This window comes from Candidatus Formimonas warabiya (assembly GCF_002777255.1).
In the GTDB taxonomy this organism is placed as follows: Bacteria; Bacillota; Dehalobacteriia; order Dehalobacteriales; family Dehalobacteriaceae; genus Formimonas; species Formimonas warabiya.
Window position 1 is genome coordinate 4,324,574 of sequence record NZ_CP017634.1, and the last position, 18,509, is coordinate 4,343,082.

At 48.7% G+C, this 18,509-nt stretch carries 15 protein-coding genes and 1 pseudogene; 5 read left to right on the forward strand and 11 right to left on the reverse strand.

Translation table 11 applies throughout. The features are described 5' to 3' along the window. Positions 1 to 134: 134 nt before the first annotated feature. The 5 genes from DCMF_RS19640 to DCMF_RS19660 form a co-directional block, all read right to left on the reverse strand. Positions 135 to 3,818 carry an S-layer homology domain-containing protein gene (locus DCMF_RS19640; protein ID WP_148135993.1) on the reverse strand — a complete coding sequence of 1,228 codons (3,684 nt, stop codon included), beginning with the start codon at positions 3,816 to 3,818 and terminating at the stop codon, positions 135 to 137. Positions 3,819 to 4,788: 970 nt separating this feature from the next. Beyond that, positions 4,789 to 6,063, reverse strand: coding sequence for a GHKL domain-containing protein (locus DCMF_RS19645; protein WP_148135994.1), 1,275 nt, complete (start codon positions 6,061 to 6,063; stop codon positions 4,789 to 4,791). Then, on the reverse strand, positions 6,060 to 6,803 hold the full coding sequence (locus DCMF_RS19650; RefSeq protein WP_148135995.1) for a LytR/AlgR family response regulator transcription factor: 744 nt from the start codon (positions 6,801 to 6,803) through the stop codon (positions 6,060 to 6,062). The genes DCMF_RS19645 and DCMF_RS19650 overlap by 4 nt, the downstream gene beginning before the upstream one ends. Before the next feature lie 4 nt (positions 6,804 to 6,807). Beyond that, complete coding sequence (locus tag DCMF_RS19655) at positions 6,808 to 7,035, reverse strand: helix-turn-helix domain-containing protein (RefSeq protein ID WP_148135996.1); 228 nt, start codon at positions 7,033 to 7,035, stop codon at positions 6,808 to 6,810. A gap of 180 nt (positions 7,036 to 7,215) precedes the next feature. Further along, the gene (locus DCMF_RS19660) at positions 7,216 to 7,752 is read right to left on the reverse strand and encodes an HAD family hydrolase (RefSeq protein WP_148135997.1); all 537 of its coding nucleotides are present in this window, start codon (positions 7,750 to 7,752) and stop codon (positions 7,216 to 7,218) included. A gap of 471 nt (positions 7,753 to 8,223) precedes the next feature. Here DCMF_RS19660 and DCMF_RS19665 point away from each other — a divergent pair, with 471 nt between their 5' ends. Together DCMF_RS19665 and DCMF_RS19670 are read left to right on the forward strand one after the other, a co-directional pair. Continuing rightward, positions 8,224 to 8,586 (forward strand): NHLP leader peptide family RiPP precursor, encoded by a 363-nt coding sequence (locus DCMF_RS19665; protein WP_148135998.1) that lies wholly within the window; start codon positions 8,224 to 8,226, stop codon positions 8,584 to 8,586. Between the two features lie 301 nt (positions 8,587 to 8,887). Further along, a complete protein-coding gene (locus DCMF_RS19670; protein WP_148135999.1) occupies positions 8,888 to 10,261 on the forward strand; it encodes a radical SAM/SPASM domain-containing protein in 1,374 nt (457 codons plus the stop codon). Between the two features lie 229 nt (positions 10,262 to 10,490). Here the strand turns inward: DCMF_RS19670 and DCMF_RS19675 are convergent, their stop codons facing one another. Further along, positions 10,491 to 11,147: an HAD family hydrolase gene (locus tag DCMF_RS19675; protein ID WP_214658746.1), complete on the reverse strand. Its 657-nt coding sequence runs from the start codon at positions 11,145 to 11,147 to the stop codon at positions 10,491 to 10,493. Positions 11,148 to 11,669: 522 nt separating this feature from the next. On the opposite strand from DCMF_RS19675, the gene DCMF_RS19680 reads away from it, so the two are divergent. The 3 genes and pseudogenes from DCMF_RS19680 to DCMF_RS19690 all read left to right on the forward strand — a co-directional run bounded on the left by DCMF_RS19680 (position 11,670) and on the right by DCMF_RS19690 (position 13,502). Next, positions 11,670 to 12,446 carry a DUF169 domain-containing protein gene (locus DCMF_RS19680; protein ID WP_148136001.1) on the forward strand — a complete coding sequence of 259 codons (777 nt, stop codon included), beginning with the start codon at positions 11,670 to 11,672 and terminating at the stop codon, positions 12,444 to 12,446. Positions 12,447 to 12,646: 200 nt separating this feature from the next. Continuing rightward, positions 12,647 to 12,769 (forward strand): annotated as a pseudogene (locus tag DCMF_RS19685) (PEP/pyruvate-binding domain-containing protein); the annotation flags it as partial. A gap of 178 nt (positions 12,770 to 12,947) precedes the next feature. Beyond that, entirely contained in the window at positions 12,948 to 13,502 is a 555-nt protein-coding gene (locus DCMF_RS19690) for a helix-turn-helix domain-containing protein (RefSeq protein ID WP_148136003.1), read from the forward strand. 168 nt (positions 13,503 to 13,670) lie between these two features. Here DCMF_RS19690 and DCMF_RS19695 read toward each other — a convergent pair whose 3' ends face one another. The 5 genes from DCMF_RS19695 to DCMF_RS19715 all read right to left on the reverse strand — a co-directional run bounded on the left by DCMF_RS19695 (position 13,671) and on the right by DCMF_RS19715 (position 18,446). After that, entirely contained in the window at positions 13,671 to 14,735 is a 1,065-nt protein-coding gene (locus DCMF_RS19695; RefSeq protein ID WP_148136004.1) for an Ldh family oxidoreductase, read from the reverse strand. A gap of 73 nt (positions 14,736 to 14,808) precedes the next feature. Continuing rightward, entirely contained in the window at positions 14,809 to 15,519 is a 711-nt protein-coding gene (locus DCMF_RS19700; RefSeq protein ID WP_148136005.1) for an ABC transporter ATP-binding protein, read from the reverse strand. Between the two features lie 3 nt (positions 15,520 to 15,522). Next, positions 15,523 to 16,287: an ABC transporter ATP-binding protein gene (locus DCMF_RS19705; protein ID WP_148137992.1), complete on the reverse strand. Its 765-nt coding sequence runs from the start codon at positions 16,285 to 16,287 to the stop codon at positions 15,523 to 15,525. Further along, positions 16,287 to 17,492 (reverse strand): branched-chain amino acid ABC transporter permease, encoded by a 1,206-nt coding sequence (locus tag DCMF_RS19710; protein ID WP_148136006.1) that lies wholly within the window; start codon positions 17,490 to 17,492, stop codon positions 16,287 to 16,289. The genes DCMF_RS19705 and DCMF_RS19710 overlap by 1 nt, the downstream gene beginning before the upstream one ends. A 30-nt stretch (positions 17,493 to 17,522) precedes the next feature. Then, positions 17,523 to 18,446 (reverse strand): branched-chain amino acid ABC transporter permease, encoded by a 924-nt coding sequence (locus DCMF_RS19715; RefSeq protein ID WP_148136007.1) that lies wholly within the window; start codon positions 18,444 to 18,446, stop codon positions 17,523 to 17,525. Positions 18,447 to 18,509 lie beyond the last annotated feature (63 nt).

The window sequence follows — 18,509 nt, forward strand, 5'->3', positions numbered from 1 at the left end:
CCAGATGGGGCGCTGTAGTGGTGTCCAGGCGGCCGGCCAGCGCCACGGTCAGTTCGGTCGCATTCAAAGTCTTATTGATCGTCGTTTTCTTTTCCTCCAGATTAGATTGTTATTGATTTCTCCTTAGCTGCAATTTACTTCTCCGGCACCTTCAGCACTTCACCAGCATAAATGATACTGAAAATGGTTTTGCCGTTTACCCCCGCCAGTTCATACATATTGCAGCCGTACTTGTGGGCGATGAGCCAGAAGCTGTCGCCCTTCTGTGCGGTGTAGAGTGCGTATTGCCGGTTCTTCGGCACGTCGGCTATCTCGCCGTTCTGGTCAAAGGAGTAGCTTATGCCGTCGATGGTCTTGGCGGCGCTCACAATTGGCTTGCCGTTTTCGTAGTACATCCATTTTCCGCTGTCATTCATCACCCAGCCTTGGGCCGTGTCGCTGTTGATGGCAAGCTCAATGAAGCGTTTGAGCACCGCTGAAACCTCGGCGCGGGTGGCATCGCCCTGCGGATCAAAAAAGTTGCCGGTCTTGCCGTTGATGATACCGGACATCTGCACCCGGCGCACGGCATCCTTGGCCCAGCTGCTAATTCTGACGCCGTCAGCAAAGGTGTTTTCCGTATGAACGGCAGGAAGTTGGAAGCCAATCACCGTGGCGTATCGGTCTATCATTACCGCCATCTGCTCGCGGGTGATGATAGCGTCCGGTGCGTATTTTCCACCGCCGATGCCATTCACGATGCTGTTTTTATTTGCCCACTCCACATAGCCCATGTAATAGGCGTCGTCGGAAACGTCGGAAAAGCTGCTCTGCTTGCAACTGCTCACGTCGGCCTGGGCCAGCCGCCCCAGCGCGGTCACAAACATTCCCCTTGTGATGGGCAAATCGGGACCGAACTTGCCGCTCCCGGTGCCGGTGAACAATCCTCTATTCACCACAAACAAAATATCGTCTTTGGCCCAGTGACTGTCAATATCACTGAACGTAGGCGCGCCGGGCTTGTAAGCCACGCCGTAGGTGGAGAAATGGTCGGTGGCGAAGATCGCCAGCTTTCGGGTGGCGTCGTAGCTGGACTGCGTGAGCCAAGTCACCTTGCCGCCCTCGTCCACATAGACCACGGCGATGTTGCCTGTCTGCTCATTTTTACCGAGGGTGTAGGGAATGCCCACATACACATTACCCGTGCCGAAGCTGCTCATGATTCTACCGCCGTAGGTCAGCGTCAGGTCAAACACCGGGCGGCTGCCGATGGCGGCCTTTGCCTCGGCGGACAGCACGGCGGCAGGCTTCGCGGTTATCTGTGCATCCATGCCGGCGGTGCTTTGGATGGCACCGATGGCGGCCTTGTCAAAGCTGATTTCGATTGCACTCGAATTGATCTTTAATTCCACCACGCGCTCTTTCACAAGCGTGTCCTGTACGACCTTTGGGAGGTTGACAGTGAGACTCTTGGTGGCCGCCGGAGTATTCACCGTCAGCTCGGCCACGATGCCGTTTTCTTTAACGCCCTGCTGCGCGGCAATTTGCTGCGCGGTCTTGAGAATTTCGTTTAGTTTGTCCTGCGTGACGGTCATGGTGGCGTTGCCCTTGCTGTCGCTGCTGGATGGGGCTTCCGCCGGCACGGTGACCACCGTTTCCGGCTTGTTATCCACAGGCGGGGTGTAGGAATCGCCGTCGGAATGCGTGCTGCCGCCTGTCTGGATGGTATAGGCTGCCGTCGCCACGCCGCTGTCCTCCATACCGGATTTGGCGGCAATGGCCTGGATGGTGGTCGTGGCGCTCACTGAAATTGGCGTGGTATATTTGATACTGTCTGTGGTGGGCGTGGTGCCGTTCGTTGTGTAGTAAATATCCGCGCCCGTTGTTGCGCAGGAAATTGTGACGTTCTGTGCGGCGGAATAGGTTCCACCCGCCGGGCTGAAGGTCGGGGTGGCGACGCTTTCCATCTCCGCGCCAAAGATGGGATAGCCATTGTTGACGCCGGACTTCATGATCCACGTCTGGTAATCGCCGGGCGCGGCCTGTGCCTCCACCCAGCCGTTGAGGGCGGTCAAAAGATTACTGCCATAGAGCAGGCCGTGTTCCGGATACCCGGTTCCCGCATTCTCATCCGTAGTGGCGGCCAGCGCGCCGGCGGTGTCAAAGATGCCGCAATTGTAAATAAGGCCATTGTACTGCACGCAGGTGTCTGCGGTGCCGGTCTTCCAATAGCTGCTGTAAACGCTGCCGGTGCTGTTACTGCCGACGATTCCGGCGGAAAAGCCGGCGAGACCGGCAGCGCCGGTTACTGTGCCGACGTTATAGCAGTTGCTGATGCGCTCCCAACTGTCGCCGTAATTATTCCCCGCAATGCCGCCCACATTGGCGATGCCCGACGAGGTGGCACTGAGCGTGCCTGAGTTGTAGCAGTTTTCTACCACCGCGTTGATGTCCTCGTGGTTTTCATCACCAGACTTTTGCCCCACAATGCCGCCTAAATAGGCCAGGCCGATTTGTCCATCGCCACCCGTAACATCAGCCGTCAGCGCCCCGGTGTTGGCGCAGTTTTTGATGGAAGAGCTGCCAGTGAGCAGCTCCATATCCCCAACGATACCGCCCGCAAAGGTCATGTTAACTCCATTGACGGTTATCGCGCCGCCGTTGGAGCAACCATCAATTCTTACATTGTCGCCAGCAAAGGCGGCGATTCCCGCGGCGGCGAAAGAGGCCGCAATGTCGGCTGTGATTTGCACCTCACTGTGGCAGTTGGTAATGGTGGTGTCTGATGCCATGCCGACGATGCCTGCCGCGAAGCCGGGGTTCTCCTCCACCCAATCGCTCGCTACTTCCGTTACAGTGATGCTGCCGCTGACCGTGAGGTTTTCAATGACAGCACCGCTGACAGAGCCGAACAGCCCCGCAAGCTGCACATTATTGGCAAAGTTCATGCCGGAAATAGTATGCCCCTGGCCGTCAAAGGTGCCGGAGAAGGGGATAAGGTTACCATCCTCGTCGATAGAGCCGACGGGCGTCCATTGAAAGCCAGAGACATCGATGTCGGCGTCCAGCTTGACGGTGTAGGCAAGATAAGCCTCGCCGCTCGCTGACCAGAACGCAGCGCCCTTGGCGGTTTTGATGGTAAGGGTGGTGCCGTCAATGGTGTAATCGGTGGCGCTGCCTGCATCTGCCGCGTACTCCGCCGCCGTGGGAGGTGTGATGGCCGCTCGCCCCTGTATTCCCACAATCACATTAATTTGCGGCAGCTCTACACCAGTGGCAAGGACATAGCCCTCCGGCAGTTCAGCGGTAAAGATAACATTGCCGTCTTTGTCGGAGTTGAAGTCTTTGTTGCTTTGCCATGAGACGGAGATCGTCTCTGTCTCATGGGTGGTAGCGGTGGATGTCTTTTCCTCCGTTCCTCCCTCGTCCGCGTTGGACGGAGACGCGACCGCGTTTTCGGACACGGAGGTTTCTTCTTCGGTATCTGTCACTTCCTCACTTTCGCTCGGCGTAGCGGTATCCTCGCCCATGATTCCGCCGGAATCCCTTACATCATCTTCGGAGGGTGTTGTAACGGTGCTTGTTCGCTCCATGGTCACACCCAACTCGTCGGGGAGGTTGAGATCCTCCACAGATGTACCCTTCTCAACCGACAAGGCATAGGTATATCCGTCAAACGGAACGGATCTTTCAAAGTTACCGCCCAACTCGTCGAACGCGGTAATTCTGCCGACAGAGCCCACGTTAACGGTATCGCACTCGGCGGCAAAGACGGTGGCCGGCAGCATGGTAAACACCATGCGAACTACCAGCAGTATGCTTAAGAATTTTCGTTCCATTTTTTCCCATTCTCCTTTCGCTTTTTTGGGGGGAGTAGCGCACACCTACATCCAGGGTGTGGGATTTGTCTTGGTGAAAATCCGCATAGATGCAGTACCGACATTCCTTCGCCGTTGCGCCGCCTCTTGGCGTGAACGCCGGATATTGCCGGCGCGGCCACACGTTGCCGTCCCGGTTGCGGGGCGCCAAGAGACCGGTCTTTCTTACGGAACCGCCACAATACGGCCATCTCCATAAGGCTCCTCATACAGGGAAGTGTTCTGTAAATAGCCATCAGTCAGGAAACTTAGCAGGGCGTCGAAGTCCAGCCCCACGTCCGCCTCCAGCACGGGACAGCCGGCAAACATGGAATAGCCGCCGCAGCCCGCAGCGCCCGGCGCAGCGATTTTCTGTCGTTAGCACTGCCGGCGCAGATGACAATGTGCATCGGCAACTCCTCCTTCCGTTTGAAATGGGTGTTTATCTTTTAAATTTGCAAAGGCCCTGCTGGTGAACATCTGGGTTCTCACGATTGAATTGTCCGTATGCGCAGTACCAGCATTGATGGATTTGAATCATGCTGCCATCCCGCGCTCTCCAAAAGGAGCAGCCGTCCCGTGTGTCGATGTGAATCGCTCTGAGTTTCTGCTCAACCTCGCTCGTTCGGTCTGTTAAAATGTTCATATTACAAGCCTCCCGACTTTCTTATAGATGGATCATGAGCCGAACTGTAAACATACTGTGCGCTTGCCTGAACGTGATGATATCTCCATGAGTTTCAATCATTTCTGCAACACTCCTTGTTCCGATCCCGCCGCCGGGCTGGCCGGCGGCAGCCCATAGGCATACTCTGATAAATGCAGGGTAGCATTTTGCGACAAGCCTGCGGACGATCCTGCGTGAAACGTCCTAATTTTTCGTAAAATGTCATTTAAGCACGAAAAAAGCGCCTCTCGACCAAATTGGTCAAGAGGCGCCGTAAGTTCAAGTTTAACTCAGAGGCAAGAACATTTGGGTGACAAACACGTCGCCCTCTTGAAAAAAACGTAGCATTCCGCCGTACCGCTGCACAATGGTGGTGGTACTCCTAGTACCGGTGCCGCCGCCTTCCTTAGTGGTGAAAGGCAGCCCCTTCTCGTCAAAGTCGGTCTGGACCGCCACACTGTTGCGCAGCTCCAGCCGCAGGACTCCGTCGTCCGCCAGCACGGTCAGGGCGATAAAACCGCCGCTACCCACCTTTTCGCAGGACTCGCAGGCGTTTTCCAGGAGGTTTCCAAACAGCTCGCCGGTCTCCGGTGCGGTGAGGGGTAGCTTTTCCGGTACATCGGCATCAGGAGAAAAGGAGACACCGCCGTTCTCCGCCCGGCGGGCATAGAGTCGTAGAACCGCGTTGACCACCGGATTTTTGCAGTATTGCTTCAGTGCTGCCTCTGTGATGTGGGCATCGTGTTGGAGCAGATATTCCTTTGCTCCCTCCACGTCCCCGCGCTCTAGATAGTCCGCCAGCAAGGCGTTGTGGTGCCGCAGGTCGTGGCGGTTCTGCTTGGCCAGATTCACAAAAGCCTCCTGTGAGGACAACTCCGTCTGCAACAGCTCCTGCCGGGCGTCGGAACGCAGCTTTTCCTCCCGCAGGGTATGCTCCTGGGAAATGGTGGACAGGGAATGACAGACCGAGGCGTAGGCGGCAATCGCAATGGCGGTGATCAGTAGCAATGGGATCGCCTGGGTGGTCAGGGTCGCCACAATATCGTCGCTGGTGGCGACAAAATAGGTATAGGTAGCCCACACAGTCAGGGCCACATAGAAGAAGACGCTCCAATGCTCCACCATCTGGCGGTAGAGGGGACGCACCTTGAACCGCAGCAACCAGTAAAAAAGCAAAAACAATACCAGCCGTATCGCTACATTGGCGTAGGGAGGATAGGGCAGATGCCTCGATCCGATAAAGCTGAGCACGATGACCATATCGCTGACGTTCTGAATGGTGATATAGCTGAACAGCCACTGCATGAAGGTATCCTTGAACAGGGGCTTGACAGCGAAGCACAGCACGGCGAACAGCACCATGTCAATCTTGGCCAACAGGGTCAGAGTGCCATTGAGGTAACAATAGACGGCGGTGCCCAGATCGGCGCTCAGGATTCCCAGCATGGCCAAACGGGTCACTTTCTTCCCGTACTTTGGCTGCAACAGAGAGAGCATCAGCACCACGTTTCCGGTCGTACTGACAAGGGCTCTCAGAAAATCCGGTAAAAGCTCGCTCATGTCCGACCTCCTTTGGGAAATAGATAGGCGAAGTATCGATCCGAAAATTCCCGGAAGGCGCCCCGCGCCAGGGGGATCGTCTGGCCGGAGCGCATGATAATTGCCTTGGGCTCCACGGTTCGGATAGCTTTTTGATTGACGATGTAGCCTTTACAAGGGCTGACGAATTGCCCCGGCGACAGCTCCTCCAGCTCGGAGAGAAGCTGCGAGAGGGATTCCCGGGCCTCCTCGCTACCCCCGTCTTTCAAAAAGACGACCTGGGTGTGGTTACGGCTCTCGATCCAGAGAATTTCATTCAGTTCAAGTGCTCGCGTTCCTCCGCCAGTTAGCCTCAGCGCAACCTTTGGAACCTGCCCTGCGGCGAAGGGCACCATGGCCCGGTCCATCGCCTCGCCGAACTGCGCCTGAGTGAAGGGCTTCACCAGGTAGTGAGCTGCCTTGAGGGCGAAGGCCTCCACAGCGAACTCATCGCTGGTGGTCAGGAAGATAATTTCACTTTTGTCCTTGCGCCTTCGGATTTCCGCGGCCACCCGGGTCCCGTCGATACCGGGCATGCACACATCCAGAAGCAAGATATCGAAGCCGCCGGTCTTGTCCAGACTTTCTAGAAAGATAAGGGGGTTGTCGTATGTAAAAATCTCGGTCTGCTCATCTGGATATGCTCCAAAATATTGCTCCGCAGCGGTTTTAATTTTTGCTAGCTGATCTGGTAAATCGTCACAGATTGCGATACGCAGCATAGCTTCACTCCTCACGGCCATGGTCGCGTCCGCTCCCGTTGGCTTCTTTCCTTTTGATGTATCGCTTGGATTTGACTCTGGCATCAGCGGGCTTTTCGGCATTAGCCGGAATCACCCAGCTCCGACCGACCATCTGGGCGTCGGGAATCCGTCCTTCGCTGCAAAGGATCGCAACACGTCTGGGTGAAATTCCCCAAATTTTGGCGGCCTGTTTCGCGCTCATCAGCTCCATACGCTGCCTCCTGTCAAAGCCATAGGCGAGTTTTGGGTCGATAATAGCAGAATTTTATTCTACTAATTATATTCTAATGTCTGAATAATATCAACAAATAATGTCACGGGGACAGGTCCCTTGACATTAATTTGCGATATGCGCGTCATTTGTAATGTCACGGGGACAGGTCCCTTGACATTAATTTGCGATATGCGCGTCATTTGTGCTGTCGGACAGGGCATACAAAAGATCTCTGAGCTCCGACACTTCATGGAAGAGATAGTCAGGATGGGAGTGAGTCAAAACCTCTGCACTGTGCCATCCCCAGGTCACGCCGCTGGTGACATCAACGCCACCAGCGTGAGCTTCCAGAATATCGCCTGAGGTATCACCGATGAAATATGTTTTTTCTCCGGGAAAAAGTGCTTTGACATAACTGATCTTTTTGGCCTTGCTCTTTTCTGCTTCGAATCCAAGGATTTCCCGGATTCCTTCGATTTGGTGGTGTTTCAGCATGGCCGCCACTGCTATGGAGGAATTAGAAGTAACGATATATGAAGGGAACCGTTGTGCCGTTGCCGTCATGATCTCCGGAATCCCGGGAAAAACCGGGATTTGACAGTTCTGTTCCTTAATCGTTTTTTCAAAAATACCTGTGGCAGCCTCAACCTTTTTGAGATCTATTCCGGCTTTCGCACATTCTTCATAGTAATTGCCTTCACAAAGCCTTGCAATGTTATTTCAGGAAAGTCTAAACAGATAAATTTCTGCCGCCATATCCCGTTTGAATAAATTCAAACGATGGATATGTTTCCGCATACGGCACACGTGGAGAGTATAATTCTGATGACGAATAGTGGCTCTAAGGGCAAATAAGGCATGTCAGCCACTATATGTAGTGGTATTTCGTTTAGAATGAATGATGGGGATATGTCGTGGCATGAGATAGAAGATAGCAACATGGTAAAGTTCTCATTTGATTATCCGGAAAACTGGAAATCTAATAAGTACAGGGTTTTTTACATAGGAACAAATTTTTAGCAGGAATTTTATTTGACAAAGAAGAACTTGTTACAGCAAAAATTTTACAGAAAAATTGTGTAATGAAAACCTGCCACAACGTATTAACATTTAGAAAGCCATAAGCCAAAGTAGCCGGAACGAAAGAAAATGAAAAGAAATAAATAAATATGGAGGTAACCAAAAATGAAGAGAAACGAAAAGAAACAAATGAACCGCAAAGATTTTGAGGAACAACTTATCAAGAAGGCGCAATCAGACAAAGAATTCAAGAAAGCATTGGTGGATAATCCCAAAGAAACTCTTGGACAATTAGGCGTTCGGATTTTTGAAGATGTCGAGGTTAAAGTCGTTGAGGAATCGGCTAAGGTTGTATATCTGGTGTTGCCGCAAAATCTTATAGAGTTGACTGACGAACAATTGGAGGGAGTCGCCGGAGGCGGGTGTGGATCATACGTAGCCGGGATGTGCACGCAGAATTTCACGATGGATAGTTGTACGGGTTGGTGGTGTAATTATGCTGGTTGTTTGGTGGGGAATGAAGGATGAAAATGGTTACCGGGTGTTACGTTGAAGCACATAACCGTATGCCGGCCAATCCATAATTCTCGGCAAGCCCTTCGGGTTGTGGATTCCATCAGGTAGCGGACATGATTACTATAATACAAACCGCATTCAGCTTAGACCCATACTTGTCGATAGCCCGTTGAATGGCGTATAGCAAGACATCCCGTCATTAAAGTTTATTTAACATGGACGATCTGTTATTGCAACGGACGGTGATGTGGTAGCAAAATCCTTCCTTGCGATATTTTTTTAATATTATGAAGTTCCTAAGGAGCTGAAATTAATGAAACCATCTATATATAACTTTATTTGGCCCACTGACGATCCCAGGAAGGTAATGCTTTTTAACAGTTTGACCACTTCACTGGCCGAGGTGGAGAATCTTCACATAGATCTGTTGAACCTTCCGCAGTTTGACTATGATAGCTTACCTGTAGACACGAAGCAATTTATCGACGGACTGAAACAGGGAGGATTCGTTCTGGACGACGAAGCTGATGAGCTGAAAATACTGAAATTTACCTATAACAGCAACAAATACAATCGGCTGGGGATGGCTCTTACCATTGCCCCCACCCTGCGCTGTAATTTTGCTTGTACCTATTGCTATGAACAGTCAGGGAAAAGCCAGGACAAGCGGGATGGACAAAATGCTTTCATGCCGGAAAAAGTACAGCAAGGATTACTCAAATATATCGAACGGGCGGCCAAAACAGTAAAAAGCGTATTTATCACCTGGTATGGCGGAGAGCCGCTCTTGGGCAAAGAAATCATCTTCAACCTGACGCGGAAAATAATCGCCATCACCGAAGAAAACAAAATTACTTACTTTGCTGGAATGATTACCAACGGCTACCTGCTTACGAAAGACCCGGACATGGTACAAAAGCTAAAAGACAGCCGTATCAGGTCTTTCCAAATTACGCTTGACGGGCCACCTGAAGTTCATAACAGCCGTAGGATGCTTAAGGGCAATAGCGGCCCAACCTTCGATCAAGTTCTGGAAGGGATCAAGCTGCTAACGGCTAATGAACTGGCAGTATCTCTACGAGTTAATGTAGACCGTTCTAATATGGACGGCGCCTTAAAGATTCTGGATATCCTGGAGGAAAACAATCTAAAGGATATCCCCATCCAACTGGGCCGTATTTCGGCAGACACGGCGGGCTGCAAGTCCATTGAAAGCTCCTGTGCGACTATGGAAGAATTCACCGTATTGAATAAGACTTTCCACGGGACCTTGCGGCAAAGAGGCTTCAAAACAGGTCAAAAGCCTTATTATCCCCATATTGCCCATACCTGTGGAGCTAACCGGATGAACGCTTTTGTACTCGATCCGGACGGCGACATGTACAAGTGCTGGTCGGAAATCGGCCACAAGCCGGCTCGTATCGGTAACATTGTGGACATTGAGCAACGGAGCAAGCAGGAACGTATGAATGAAATCCGCTGGCTGACCTGGGAGCCTTTCGAGTATGAGGACTGTGTAAAATGCAAGATGCTGCCCATTTGCATGGGAAGCTGCGCCTACCGGGCAATGTTCGTCAACAAAGATAGGCCGGATTGCGCAGAGTGGAAATACAGCCTGGAGCATTACATCCGGGCACGGTTTGATTGGGAGAAGGAAATCAAGATGGCTGGTGAAAAATCACAATAATTGTTTTTGACAGTTAAAATACGCTGTAGCCTACTCGTCAGGCTACCCGACAGTATTTGCTGTCTAATTCTGACTTTACCGGCATGCTGCTGTCCCCCAGAGGCTTTCGCATGAGGTTAGTCGGTTGTCTTACATCGCATCGCAGGAGCGATGATTTCTGGAAATATATATGAAGCACACAACGTGCGCACTGAAAGAAGGGAATGTCACGGGGACAGGTCCCTTGACATTAATTTGCGATATGTGCGTCATTTGTGCTGTCGGACAGGGCATACAAAAAATCTCTGAGCTCCGACACTTCATGGAAGAGATAGTCAGGATGGGAGTAAGTCAAAACCTCGGCACTGTGCCATCCCCAGGTCACGCCGATGGTGACATCAACGCCACCGGCGTGAGCTTCCAGAATATCGCCTGAGGTATCGCCGATGAAATATGTTTTTTCTCCGGGAAAAAGTGCTTTGACATAGCTGATCTTTTTGGCCTTGCTTTTTTCTGCTTCGAATCCAAGGATTTCCCGGATTCCTTCGATTTGGTGGTGTTTCAGCATGGCCGCCACCGCTATGGAGGAATTAGAGGTAACGATATATGAAGGGAACTGTTGCGCTGTTGCCGTCATGATCTCCGGAATCCCGGGAAAAACCGGGATTTGACAGTTCCGGTCCTTAATCGTTTTTTCAAAAATACCTGTGGCAGCCTCAACCTTTTTGAGATCTATTCCGGCTTTCACACATTCTTCATAGTAATTGCCTTCACAAAGCCTTGCCAGGTCCTCATAGGTCCGGATTTGTTCGATTCCTGCCTCCTGGCACGCGGCGGTATAATATTTCCCTTCAATCTCCATGGAATTAACCAAAACACCATCATAGTCCCAAAGTATTAGCGCCATTATCTTCATCTCCCGCAATAATTCATATTTTTACCGCTAAAAGCGGCTTTCCTGTCCAAGCAGCCCGTTCTCTAATCGAAACGATAGATTCGGTATGTAAATGACTGTGTTGTTCCACCAGGATCTTAAGGTATTACTTCAACGACAATAAAAATTATCCTGTTTCCGGAAGAATTATCCCGGCAAAATTAGGAGAACCCTCTGGTGTTCTCCCCTGGGAGGGAGGCAGGATAACTTTGGGGAAATAAGCGAAAAATAACGGAAAATATGAGAGGACTGACTTAATCTGGAAGGAGAAAAATAAAGTGACGGAGAAATATGAGGCAGTTATAAATGAAAATAACGCTACATACTTTGCCAAACCATGATCTATCGGGGATCAGGCAGTCAGAATGCACAGATCAGTGACATTGGCATTAAGGAAAGGACAGCAGGTTGAAGGTGAGTTTAACGGATCTGCTGCCGGATCTGATCCGGTTCTAAAACCTTACTATTTAACTAAAAAACGAGGGGTGAATCAAAATGAAAAGTAAGATCGCGGAGGCTGTTAATCTGAGGTATTCTCCTGTCGCTCTCGTATTCACTGATGAGAAACCGGCAGAAGCCCTTCAATTCAAGGAAGGCCGCCGGGGCTGTATCATCAGTATGCTGCAAGCGGCAGGGAAGGGGCGGACGGCTGTTTTTGACCGGAAGACGGTGGGCTGCGGCGGCGGTGGTGTAGGCCTGGGATTCAGCACCTTCAGCAATTTCCCGGGGGGTATTGAATATTTCCTGTCTCACGGCAATAAAGAATTCTGCGCCAGCGAAACGGGCAAAAAAATCCTCGAGAATATGCCTGCCTTGGCTCATGGGGAAGCGTACAAGAAAACTCCCGAATATGCAAAATCATTTGCGGAGGCCCTTCCTTATTGCGATGTTCCTACTGAGTACTTGGTGTTCAAGCCGCTGGAAAAGCTTTTGCCGGGGGAAAAACCGGAAGTCGTGATTTTCTTGGCTGCGCCGGACCAGATTTCCGCTTTGGTGGTGCTGGCCAACTACGCCCGGTATGGCGGCGACAATGTCATCGTTCCCTGGGGAGCGGGATGCCACAGCATCGGCATTATCCCTTTAAACGAAGGGAAAGCGGAGAACCCCAAGGGAGTTATCGGCCTCACCGATATTTCCGCCCGCAAACATGTGGAAAAGGATATCCTTTCCTTCAGCGTCCCTTACCGGATGTTTCTTGAAATGGAAAGCAACGTGGAAGAGAGTTTCCTCACCCGGGAGGAATGGCTGGAAATAAAAGAAAGAAACAAATAGAAGGAGACCTTCCATAGAGAAATATGAGCCGTTTTCAACATAACATTATGTCTTAGGCAATATAGAGGCGGAACTCAAAAGAGAGGACAGTGAGACATTAAGAAAGCAGCGTCACTGTGGACGCTCTCTATTGGCTTTGAACAAGAAAACCACATCGAAACCGGTGTGGTTTTTTGCTGCCCTCAATGAGATGCTCCATTGCCTATGCCGTACGTTCCAGCGCCACAGCGGAGGATCTGCCGGCGGCCTCCTTTGCCGGACAGCAGGAGACGTATTTAAACATGATTGGAAAAGACGCCATCTTGCAGCATATCAGCAAGTGTTGCTATCCTCCTATCCATGGTGACATTTTCTCACGATAATTGAGAGGGTGACAATATCACGCGTTATACATAAAAATATATAACGAATACTGGATTTAAATTAATTGACATGTTAAAATTATTTAAAACTAAATAATTAATGATACCACACGCATAATAAGACCCGGGGGCTGATAAAATGCTGGAACAGACAAGTAAACGCATCCAGGAATTACGCAAAGAAAAAAATATGACCATCACTGCTCTGGCGAATGCCGCCGATACCTCCCGAAGCCTGATCAGCCAGATCGAAGGCGGTTATACCTGCCCTTCTTTACAAACTCTGGAAAAGATCGTCAAAGCGCTTGACACCACCTTAAGCGACTTCTTTAAAGTTGACAGTCAGGAAACGGAAGAAAACGATTTTGTCGTCAAAGCCGATAAAAGGCAAATACGGTACCTGCCTGACTCTCAAAACACTTATTATCTGCTTTCCGAAGCAGTTCATCAGAACATCGAATTCCTTCTGACCGATTATCCGCCCCACTCCGACGTCGATTCCTATGAATATTTCGCTCATGAAGGACTGGAATTTTTCTGGATCGTGGAAGGCCAGATCCATCTCACCGTAGACGGCAAAACCTCGGTTCTGAATAAAGGAGACAGCGGCTGCTTCAATTCCCGGCTCCAGCACCGTTATGTCAATCAAAGCGACACCTGTGCCCAATTAGTTCTTTTCTCCGTAAAAGAATAGGAAGACCCTCCGCCGGAAGGCCCGGGAATAACGATTAGGGATTATCATAATCACCACACAAATGTAATTGAACCAAAAGGCCGCAGGCCTCTCAATTTTGAGAGGCCCGCAGCTTGCTAGGGGTATAAAATTTATAACTTACAAGATTATTTTTGGATAGGGAGCTGTTTAAAGCCTACTTTTGACTGTTAATTCCTGAGCATAGGCATTCAGTTCGTCAATTAAGCCTACCGGCAAAGGAATACCATCTACCAAACGAGTACACTTGGTGTTGTACTCTATTTCCCCGGGCAAGAAGGCTTCTTTAACCCCAGGAGCTACCGGAGCAGTCTTAATTTGTCTGATCAGTTCTTCAACATTAGCCAAAAATTTTTCCAAGTTTGTGAAGGCACTGATATTAATAGCCATAAACATATGCCCCACTTTTTGTTGATTCAGGAAATCATTAAACGGAGATTTAACATCTTCGCCAAAACCCGAACCCATTAGGATGCCGGCCAAAATGTCTACCGCTAAGGCAAAACTGTAGCCTTTAGGACCGGAAAAAGGCAGTAACGCACCACCATCAAGTGCCTCGTTAGGATCGGTAGTAACATTTCCTATTTTATCGGTTGCCCAACCCAGAGGAATACTTTCACCTTTTTTCTGTGCCAATACTATTTTCCCTATCGCTGCGGCGCTCATAGCCATATCTATCACAATATCCGGTTTATTGCCACCTGGGATAGCGATAGACAAGGGATTGTTGCCTACCACAGCTTTGGCCCCGCCAGGAGCAGCCATCAAAGGCTCGGTATTACTGCAAGAGATACCCAGCATCCGCCGCTCTGCCGCCATCATGGAATAGTAGGCTGCCGTACCGAAATGGTTACTGTTGCGCACCCCCACCATACTAATAGTGGATACACCGGCCTTTTCTATGGCCTTTTGCATTGCGTACACACTGGCAGGCTGCCCCATGCCGTTGCCCGCATCTAAAACAGCCATATTATCATTTTCCTTGATTAGGTTGACTCGGGCCAAAGGATCGATCAACCCGGTCTTTACCCTGTTCAAATACATTGGTATCCTAATGACACCATGCGTATTTAGACCGCGCAAATCCGCTTCGATAAGGCTGTCGGCAATCAATTGAGCACTTTCCTCTTCAAACCCCGTACAAAGGAAACACTCCAGAGCAAAACTCAAAAGCTTTTGATGATTGATAGTCACCAAAGTTGCTTTATCCTGCATACTAAAACCTCTATTCTTGAGCAAAATTTAAAACCGGGATGGCAAACTTAAAAAAATCCTATTAATTAAATGCTTAGTCTACACACAAATAAGACTTCTGAACAAAGTCATCGTTATAGAGTTCTTCCGAGGTGCCTTGCACAATGATACTTCCTTTTTGCAGCACATATCCCCGTTCAACTACCGATAATGCTTTTTGGGCATTTTGTTCGATAATCAGCAAGGCAATATTTTTTTCTTTTTTAATATTTTGAATTACTGTAAATACTTCATTAACTGTAGCCGGAGCAAGACCTAAAGAAGGCTCGTCCATAAGCATCACCTGGGGATTCGCTAATAATGCCCTGGCTACACCCAGCATTTTTCTTTCCCCACCGCTTAAGGTACCGGCTTTTTGGTGTATCCGTTTTTCGATCCAGGGGAAAATCTTAAATACCTCTTTCACTCTTTCCTGGATCTTAGCTTTATCCTCTTCATAATAGGCTCCCATGAGGAGGTTGTTTTCCAAGGATAGCTTGGGAAACAAACCTTCCCGTTCGGGGACAATGGCAATACCGGATTTGATGATCTGATGGGGCGGTAATTTACTGATCACCTGACCATTGAATACTACCTCGCCGGAAACAGGTTTTACCATTCCCAAGATCGTTTTCAATAAAGTTGTTTTTCCGGCCCCGTTAGCCCCCAATAAACATACGGCTTCCCCAGCCTCAAGATTAATGCTGACATTCATAAGTATCGGGATTTGTCCATATTGGGTTGAAACATTTTTTAGTTCTAACATTTCTCAGCCTCCTAAGTAAGCCGTACAGACCTTTTCGTTTTGGGAAACCTCCGAAAAAGTACCTTCTGCAATTTTCTTTCCGGCATTCAAACAAACAACTCTGTTGCTGATCTTTGAAATAACGGACATATCATGCTCGATGATAATAATGCTCATTTTATTGCCTTGTGTCCGAATCTTACCGATATCATTAATCATTTGGTGAGTTTCTTCCGTATTCAACCCTGCGGTCGGCTCGTCAAGCAGCAGCAAGTCAGGGTTTCCTACAATTGCCCGGGCTATCTCAATTCTCCGTCTGTCAATCAAAGGCAGAGTAGAAATCAATTCATAGGCATGACTTACCAGTCCAGGATTAAAATAGGACATTACTTCATAACACCGGCTGATACCTTCATGGATCTCCTGCAGGCTAACCGAAGGTCGAAAAACGGTTTGCCACCATTTGGTTTTTTGCTGGCAATACAATCCCAGCAGCATATTATCGATTACACTCAGGTTTAAACATAGACGATTGGTTTGAAAGGTGCGGGCAATCCCTTTACTCCTTACCTGGTTGGGACCCAAGCTGGTAATATCCTCATCATTTAATAACACCTTACCGCTGCTAGCCCTGTAAATACCGCTGATAATATTCAATAATGTTGTTTTGCCGGATCCATTAGGACCAATCAAACCTAGGACCTCATCACCAATTTCGAGATCAACGCTATCGACAGCCTTTAATCCGCCAAAATTAATGCCTACCTTTTCGGTTTTTAATACACTCATCAGTGGCTTCCCCCTCTGTCTACTGCCGAATTTGCCTTGGCATTATTCTCCAACCCCGGTATTCCTTTTTTCGGATATAACCTAATCCTTTTAGGCAATAGTCCCTTGGGACGGAGTATGAGGATGACAATCAAAATAAGCGAATACATCAGCAAACGGAGATTGGCAAAGTCCCGTAATTTCTCGTCCAGCATCGTTAAGAACAGGGCGCCTACGACAACACCGATAACGTTATCGGTACCACCAAGGACAACCATACAAATGATAATCAACGAAACACTAAAGTCAAAGTTTTCAGCCCCAATAAAACTTGTATAATGGGCATATATGCCACCGGCTAAACCGGCAAAAACAGCGCCCAGGCAAAAAGCCAACATTTGGGTACTGGTTAAATTAACACCCTGACAAGAAGCAACAACCGGATCCTGGTCAATAGCATTCCAAGCAATACCTATCCGTGATCTGGCTATCCGGCTGGAAAATACAATAGCTAAAGCTAACAATAGATAAACCAGGTATAAATAATTTACTTGGTATGGCATCTGAAGGCCAAACAGATTTAACGGTGAGCGTAAAGAGTAACCAAAAATTTCGTATGAAGGGATATTGGGAACACCATTAGGCCCACCGATCCAGTCAATATTTACTATGAGTAAGGTAAACATCAACTGCAAGGCCATGGTTACTAAGGATAAATAATATCCCCGGGCTTTTAAAGCCGGATAACCGACAATCAGGCCCAACAAAGTCGCCGAAACCAACGCAAGCAAGGTACCTATCCAGGGAGATACCCCGAATTTTGTAGACAAAATAGCGGTGGTATAGGCGCCAATCCCATAAAAAGCAGCAGTTGCAAAATTGATCTGGCCAATACCGCCAATCTGGAAATTCAACCCTAAAGCCACGATACTGAATATACCTGCCATAATCATAATGTGTAAAGTATAGTTATTCCCTTCCGCCAAAAACGGGAGAAATAGGATAAATAAAACAAATATTAAAGCGCTGATCGCCCTGTTTTTTTCTAATATCTTTATTGCTAGCTCCATCCAGCCTTTTCTTTCAGAAAAGGTGATCATTACCACCGCCAAAGCCAATAAAATGATTGCCAAAAGTAAAGTCGATTTAAGAATGATAAAAAGGAATAAACATGTACCTATAGTGATTAATGCAGCTAAAATTTTGTCATTTAAATTAGTTGCCAAAATACACAGCCTCCTTGCTAATTTCCCGATTTACACTTTTTCAACCGTCTTCTTGCCAAGAATACCTTCGGGTTTGAAAAGGATAAACAGGACAACGATAAAAAATGCGGCAATACTTGCATAGGCAGTTCCGCCAGGGATAAAGGCACTAACACAAACCTCAACTACGGCAATAACTAAACTGCCGATGATGGCACCGTAAATACTGCCCAGGCCGCCGACAACAGCAACACAGAATCCTTTCATGCCATACATGGAACCCATGTCAAACCGCAAAGAACCATAGTAGGAAGCTGTTAAAAATCCGCCGATTCCCAACATGCACCCACCAATAATAAAGGTAAGAATAATCATCCTTTTCCAGTCGATCCCCACCATGATCGCGGCCTCTTTATTTTGCGATATGGCCTGGATAGATAAACCGGTCTTAGTTTTGTTTACAAACCAATAAAGCAGCAGAACAATTAACACCGTCACAGCGATAATGATAATATTGCGGTAGGATAGCATCGTATTGTTAAACATATAGCCTTCCGGCAATAGACTGGGAAATGCCTGAGGGTTACGGCCTTCCGGGTAGAAGATGCCCAACAGTTCACGGATAGCCATCCCGGCGGCAATGGTACTTAACAAAGAAGCATTAATATTTTTGCCTTCAAAAGGTACGATAACCGTACGATACATGAACGTAACCAGAAGGGCAGCAAAAGCGGCTCCAAGAATAATTACAATGATGTTACCTGCAAATTGCGGCAAGAAACCGTTTAATACAGCTGTTATTCCGGAAAGAGTAGCCAAACCCATAATGCAAAAAGCACCGGCAATAGCAATATCACCCAGGCAAAACACCACGATGTCCATAGCCCCAAAAAACAGCGAAAAACCGATCCCCACTAGGGCATATGTACAAGCTAACATTAGAGCGTTTAAAACCTGTGCCCCAATAATTTCCATTTGTTTTCCCCCTAAAATATTGGATGGGAACCGCAAATTTATGCGGCCCCCAACCAAGAAATA

Coding starts and splice junctions, on each gene's coding strand:
- DCMF_RS19680 (WP_148136001.1), top strand. CDS start 11,670: ATGAAAAGTAAGATCGCGGAGGCTGTTAATCTGAGGTATTCTCCTGTC.
- DCMF_RS19695 (WP_148136004.1), bottom strand. CDS start 14,735: ATGCAGGATAAAGCAACTTTGGTGACTATCAATCATCAAAAGCTTTTG.
- DCMF_RS19705 (WP_148137992.1), bottom strand. CDS start 16,287: ATGAGTGTATTAAAAACCGAAAAGGTAGGCATTAATTTTGGCGGATTA.
- DCMF_RS19700 (WP_148136005.1), bottom strand. CDS start 15,519: ATGTTAGAACTAAAAAATGTTTCAACCCAATATGGACAAATCCCGATA.
- DCMF_RS19715 (WP_148136007.1), bottom strand. CDS start 18,446: ATGGAAATTATTGGGGCACAGGTTTTAAACGCTCTAATGTTAGCTTGT.
- DCMF_RS19690 (WP_148136003.1), top strand. CDS start 12,948: ATGCTGGAACAGACAAGTAAACGCATCCAGGAATTACGCAAAGAAAAA.
- DCMF_RS19665 (WP_148135998.1), top strand. CDS start 8,224: ATGAAGAGAAACGAAAAGAAACAAATGAACCGCAAAGATTTTGAGGAA.
- DCMF_RS19645 (WP_148135994.1), bottom strand. CDS start 6,063: ATGAGCGAGCTTTTACCGGATTTTCTGAGAGCCCTTGTCAGTACGACC.
- DCMF_RS19675 (WP_214658746.1), bottom strand. CDS start 11,147: ATGGCGCTAATACTTTGGGACTATGATGGTGTTTTGGTTAATTCCATG.
- DCMF_RS19670 (WP_148135999.1), top strand. CDS start 8,888: ATGAAACCATCTATATATAACTTTATTTGGCCCACTGACGATCCCAGG.
- DCMF_RS19650 (WP_148135995.1), bottom strand. CDS start 6,803: ATGCTGCGTATCGCAATCTGTGACGATTTACCAGATCAGCTAGCAAAA.
- DCMF_RS19640 (WP_148135993.1), bottom strand. CDS start 3,818: ATGGAACGAAAATTCTTAAGCATACTGCTGGTAGTTCGCATGGTGTTT.
- DCMF_RS19655 (WP_148135996.1), bottom strand. CDS start 7,035: ATGGAGCTGATGAGCGCGAAACAGGCCGCCAAAATTTGGGGAATTTCA.